Genomic DNA, 5,190 nt, shown 5'->3' with positions numbered 1-5,190 from the left:
CGAGTCCAAGACGAAAGTGGCGCTGTATTTGCTGATCACGATCGCACCGTTCGCGGTGATCGCACCGCTCATCGGGCCCATGCTGGACCGGCTGCAACGCGGTCGCCGGATCGCGCTGGCGAGTTCGTTCGCGATTCGCGTCGTGGTGGCGGTGTTGTTGATCTTCAATTACGACACCTGGGCGCTGTATCCGCTGGCGCTGTGCATGATGATCCTCAGCAAATCGTTCTCGGTGCTGAAATCGGCGGTCACCCCCAGGGTGCTGCCACCGGGAATCGACCTGGTGCGCACCAACTCCCGGCTCACCGTCTTCGGCCTGGTGGGCGGCACGCTGGTGGCGGGCGGCGTCACCGGTCTGATCGCTTCGGTGCTGCACACGCCGGGTGCGCTGGTGTTCGCGGCGGTGCTGGCGGGCGCGGGGTGCTATCTGAGCCTGCGGATTCCGTCGTGGGTGGAGGTCACCGAGGGCGAGGTGCCCGCGACCCTCGGCTATCACGGCGGCGACGCCCGCACCGAGGTGCTCGATCCGAGTCAGGCGGCGAAGATCCAGCCGAGCAAGCGGCGCCAGCCCCTGGGCCGGGCGGTGGTGACCGGGCTCTGGGGCAATGGCACCATTCGCATCCTGACCGGATTCCTGACGTTCTACGTGGCGTTCGTCGCCAAGGCCACCGAGCATCGGCCGGTGCAGCAGGCCGCCATGCTCGGCGTGGTGGGCGCGGCGGCCGCCGTCGGCAACTTCACCGGCAATGCCACCGGCGCGCGCATGAAGCTGGGCCGCCCGTCGCTCATCGTGCTCAGCTGCACCATCGCCTGTGTGGCGGTCGCGGTGCTGGCGGCGCTGCTCGGCAATCTGATCGGCGCGGCGGTGGCGGCGCTGGTGGCGGCGGGGGCGAGCGCGCTGGCCAAGGTGTCGCTGGACGCCTCCATCCAGGACGATCTGCCGCCGGAGTCCATCGCCTCGGGTTTCGGCCGTTCGGAGACGGTGCTGCAACTGTCGTGGGTGCTCGGCGGCGCGGCGGGTGTGCTGCTGCCGACCGACTACTGGAAGGGTTTCCTGGTGGTCACGGCGATCATGGCGCTCGGTCTGGTGCAGACCGTGGTCAGCTACCGTGGTCATTCGCTGCTGCCCGGTTTGGGCGGCAACCGACCTCAGCACGCGAAACAGGAGACCTCCCGCACGCACGGCGCGGGAGAACCCGCCACATGACGGACAGGAAGCACCGGTGAGCAAACCGAACGCCCGCACGATCCTCGCCCTCGTCGCAGCGGCGCTGCTCGTATTCGTGGCCGCCGTCGCGACGGTGGTGGCGCTCGCGGTGCGCGATGCCGACGAGCCGAAGCCCGCCGTCACCGCCTACGCGCACGGCAAGGCCGTGACGGTCGAGCCCTTCATGTACTGCTCCGTGCAGATGGATGATTGTCTGGTGCTGCCCAAGGACGGCGAGACGCAGTTGCCCGTGGCCCTGGACTGCCCCGCGGATTCCGACTGCCGCACCGGCGAATTCGCCGACCTGGAGGTGCCGGGCGGGTACCCGCTGCAGCTGTCGCTGCCCAAGTCGATCGCGCGGAGCCCGTGGGTGGCGGTGGCGTACTACGAGCTGCCGGACGGGGCGATCATGCCGCAGCGGATCTCGCACCGCGATTTCGACGAGGGCACGGTCGCCATCACCATTCCGTCCGCCGAGCGACTGCCGCTGCTCGGCGTGGAGTTGCAGCTGCCGATCCTGGCCCGCGACACCACAACCGGTGAAGAGGGCTACATACCGCACGCCGCCTGGTCCATCCGTACCGCGGACTGACCGCCCGGACGCACCGCGGACCCACCGCCGGACGTACTGCGGACCTACCGCCCGGACGACACCGTCCGCCAACGCAATCGGGCCCCGGTGAGCGAATGCTCATCGGGGCCCGTCGTTTCGGCCGGTCAGTGGTCGAGTTCGCGGGCCACGCCGCGCACGACCTCGGCGATGCGCTGGGCCATCTTGCGATCGGGGTAGCGGCCGCGCTGGAGGTCGGGCTGCACCTTCATCTCCAGCAGCTTGATCATGTCCTCGACCAGGCCGTGCAGTTCGTCGGGAGTCTTTCGCGGAGCGGCGGGTTCGGCATTGCGGCGCTCGCCGCGCCCTTGGCCGCGCACGGACGGGGTCTCCAGCAGCTTGAGACTCAGGGCCTGGGGGCCGCGCCGGCCCGCCGCCATGCCGAATTCCACCCGCTGGCCCGGCTTGAGGGCCTCCACGCCCTCCGGCAATGCGGACGACCGGACATAGACGTCCTCACCCTCATCCTGGGAAAGGAAGCCGAAGCCCTTTTCGACGTCGTACCACTTCACCTTGCCGGTCGGCACTGCGCTCACCCGTTCGTTGTTCGGATGCCCGGCCTCCCGGGCACAACTCGTTGTCGGACCAAACGTCCGCAACCTATCCACTTGCGAAAGAACGCGCCCCACACAGGTATGAGGGACGCGAATGCTTCGAGTCTACCCCGGTGTGAATAGCCCGAGCACATCAGTTTTATGGTCTCGAGGTGTCCGACACCTCCTCGAACTCGACCCCGCGCAGGTCCGGGACCTGGCTGCTGCGTACCGCGATCGTCCTGTTCGCCATTGGATTGCTGGCGATCGTAGGCATTTTCGGCTGGGCGATTCTCGCCGATTCGGAGCCGGGGCTCTGGCTCTATCTCCTCGCCATGTGCGCACCGCTCGGATTTCTGTTCGGGTTGGTGTTCGCGCTGTGGTCGGGTCGGCGCTCGCGATAACCCGCCGGGGGTATCCGCGGACACGCGGGTTGCCCATTCCGTTACCCGACTACACGTGTGATCTTCGTCACATAACGAGACGGTAACAGCGCGATGACAGGACCCTCTCGGACCAGACACGCCGTGACCACCAGCACAGACGGGTCTGCGGAAGCCCTTGTGCCGGATCGCCACTCGATCAGACCCGCCGGTTACCAAATAGTGATTTTTCGCGGCGGTAGTCGTAGTGTCTCTCGCTAGCCGGGTCAGCCCGGCGCCACCGGCCCGCCGCACCGAACCTCACCCCGCGGGTACGGACCCCCACACGGAACCAGGGGTGAGGGCGAGGAACAGCGCGCACCAGCGCGCCGGGACGGACGACCTCTCAGTTCGCCCCCGGTAGTCGGCCTCGCAGGAGCGTACGAGAGGAAACGACCCGAACATGAGTGGACGCCATCGCAAGCCGACCAACACCGGCCGCACCGTCGCCAAGGTCGCCGTCACCGGCGCCATGATCAGCGGCGCCGGAGTGGCCCTGGCGGGCAACGCCAGCGCGGCTCCCGACTCCGATTGGGATCGCCTCGCACAGTGTGAAGCAGGCGGCAACTGGTCGATCAACACCGGCAACGGGTACCACGGCGGCCTGCAGTTCTCGCCCAGCACGTGGCGCGCCCACGGCGGCGGCGAATTCGCCCCCAATGCCTACCAGGCCAGCCGCGAAGAGCAGATCGTCGTCGCCGAGCGCGTGCTCGCGACCCAGGGCTGGGGCGCTTGGCCCTCCTGCTCCTCCAGCCTCGGCCTGAGCAGCGCTCCGACGCCGCGCAGCGCCCCGGCCGAGGAGACCCCGCGCTGGAACCCCGGCGCCGCGCCGCAGACCCAGGCCGCCGACAGCAGCCATCAGGTCTTCCAAGCCGTCGACCGCGCCTTCGAGGTCGCCCAGCAGAACGGCATCAACATCCCGCAGGAGGCGCGTGCCTTCGTCGACGCGGCCAAGAACGGCGGCGTCAAGCTCGATCCCGCGGTGGTGGACTTCTTCGAGGCCAACAAGAACCTGCTTCCGCAGTAATCCCTGTCGCGAATCCCTGTCGCGTACGGCCGAGCCCCGCACCGATCGATGCGGGGCTTCGCCGTGCCGAGAACACGCCCGACATCCCCGGGAGCCGGGCCGCCGCGGTCGGGCGACCCGTGCCACCGCCCCCGTTTGCCGGAGAAGCGCCGTCCCCGTCGGAATATCCGGGTGCCGGGGCAGGCGGCCCCACCCTCCCCATGCCAGAATGAGCCCGTGGTGAACAAATCGAAGAAACCGTACGTCGACAATGGCTGGCCGGAAGTGCCGAGCGGTGAGCATGCCGTGACCGAACTGTCGTCGACTCGTTCCGGCAACCTCTCCCCCTACGGCGAGGACACCGAGTTTCCGCTTCCGGTCGATCAGCTGCCGTACGTGCACCCGCACACGGTCATCAACCGCTGACGACGCTTCACCCCATGCGGTTCGTGGCGCGACACGTCGCGCGGTGGCCGTCGCACGTCCGATTCGGCGCGACGGCCATCGAAACGTGCCCCATGACGCATACCGGCCGGTCGTCCTGCCACCGTGCCCCGCTGGTCCGCCGTGACCGGTAGCGGCCCCGACCACGCCGAGTTCTCCGACGGCACACCGGCTTCCGTACCGTCCGGCGGCGCCGCACCGGATGCGGTCGGCGCTCCGCGCTCGGCACCACCCGTGGGCGACAGCACGCCGACCACAGCGGCGAGCGGGGCGGCCGAATCCAGCGTCGTGGACGATGATCCGAGTTCGGCATCCGAGAGCGCCACGAGCGGTGCGAGTACCCCACCTGGTGTGGACGCGCCCGCCACCACGGCCGAACCCAGCGCGCCTGGTGTCGATTCCCCCGGGGGCAGCCCGGCGACCGCAGGTGCGGGTGTGGCCGACCGGCGGTCCGGAGCCGCCGCCTCGGAGACGAAGGCCGCCGGGCGCGGCAAGGCGACCGGCGCGAAGGGCCGCAAGGCCGCCGCCGAGGCCGCCTCACCGACGGAGTGGCTGGCGGCCCGGTCGGACGACGAGTTGGTTCAGCTGTTGCAGCTGCGGCCGGATCTGGCTGTGCCGCTGCCCGGTTCGATGGCCGTGCTGGCGGCGCGGACCGAACAACGGGCCTCCGTGCTGCGAGCCACCGACGAACTGGACACGCTCGACTTCGCGGTGCTCGAGACACTGGCGGTGCACGGAGCGGCCGACGCCCGTACACCCGTCGCCATGCCCAGAACGCGTCTGCACGAGCTGTTGGGCGATCGGGTGGGCAAGAAGGCGATCAACGCCGCCGTGGACCGCCTGCGGGCACGGGCACTGGTGTGGGGCTCGGACAAGGCGCTGCGGCTCACCCCGTCCGCCCAGGAGGCGCTACCGTGGCCGCTGGGCAGCACCACGGAGATTCCCGACGCCCTCACCGCGGCCGAGAT

The 5,190-nt window shown here is 69.4% G+C and carries 6 protein-coding genes and 1 pseudogene; 6 read left to right on the top strand and 1 reads right to left on the bottom strand.

Features of this window, described 5'->3' with window-relative positions; all coding sequences use genetic code 11:
• Together QK444_RS32215 and QK444_RS32210 are read left to right on the top strand one after the other, a co-directional pair.
• Positions 1 to 1,207 (top strand): MFS transporter (locus tag QK444_RS32215; protein ID WP_282785834.1); only part of this gene is annotated, 1,207 nt, incomplete at its 5' end.
• A gap of 16 nt (positions 1,208 to 1,223) precedes the next feature.
• On the top strand, positions 1,224 to 1,799 hold the full coding sequence (locus tag QK444_RS32210; RefSeq protein ID WP_282785833.1) for a DUF2771 domain-containing protein: 576 nt from the start codon (positions 1,224 to 1,226) through the stop codon (positions 1,797 to 1,799).
• A gap of 125 nt (positions 1,800 to 1,924) precedes the next feature.
• Here QK444_RS32210 and QK444_RS32205 read toward each other — a convergent pair whose 3' ends face one another.
• Positions 1,925 to 2,344, bottom strand: coding sequence for a cold-shock protein (locus QK444_RS32205; protein WP_029930919.1), 420 nt, complete (start codon positions 2,342 to 2,344; stop codon positions 1,925 to 1,927).
• Between the two features lie 179 nt (positions 2,345 to 2,523).
• Between QK444_RS32205 and QK444_RS32200 the strand changes: the two genes are divergently transcribed.
• The 4 genes and pseudogenes from QK444_RS32200 to QK444_RS32185 form a co-directional block, all read left to right on the top strand.
• Positions 2,524 to 2,754 (top strand): hypothetical protein, encoded by a 231-nt coding sequence (locus tag QK444_RS32200; protein ID WP_282785832.1) that lies wholly within the window; start codon positions 2,524 to 2,526, stop codon positions 2,752 to 2,754.
• A 421-nt stretch (positions 2,755 to 3,175) separates the two neighbouring features.
• Positions 3,176 to 3,799 carry a transglycosylase family protein gene (locus QK444_RS32195; protein ID WP_282785831.1) on the top strand — a complete coding sequence of 208 codons (624 nt, stop codon included), beginning with the start codon at positions 3,176 to 3,178 and terminating at the stop codon, positions 3,797 to 3,799.
• 216 nt (positions 3,800 to 4,015) lie between these two features.
• The gene (locus QK444_RS32190) at positions 4,016 to 4,204 is read left to right on the top strand and encodes a hypothetical protein (protein WP_029930916.1); all 189 of its coding nucleotides are present in this window, start codon (positions 4,016 to 4,018) and stop codon (positions 4,202 to 4,204) included.
• A 123-nt stretch (positions 4,205 to 4,327) separates the two neighbouring features.
• Positions 4,328 to 5,190 (top strand): annotated as a pseudogene (locus QK444_RS32185) (hypothetical protein); the annotation flags it as partial.

Origin of the sequence: Nocardia sp. CC201C, assembly GCF_030010695.1 — a bacterium.
Taxonomy (GTDB): domain Bacteria; phylum Actinomycetota; class Actinomycetes; order Mycobacteriales; family Mycobacteriaceae; genus Nocardia; species Nocardia otitidiscaviarum.
This window is presented reverse-complemented; position numbering and strand designations above follow the sequence as displayed.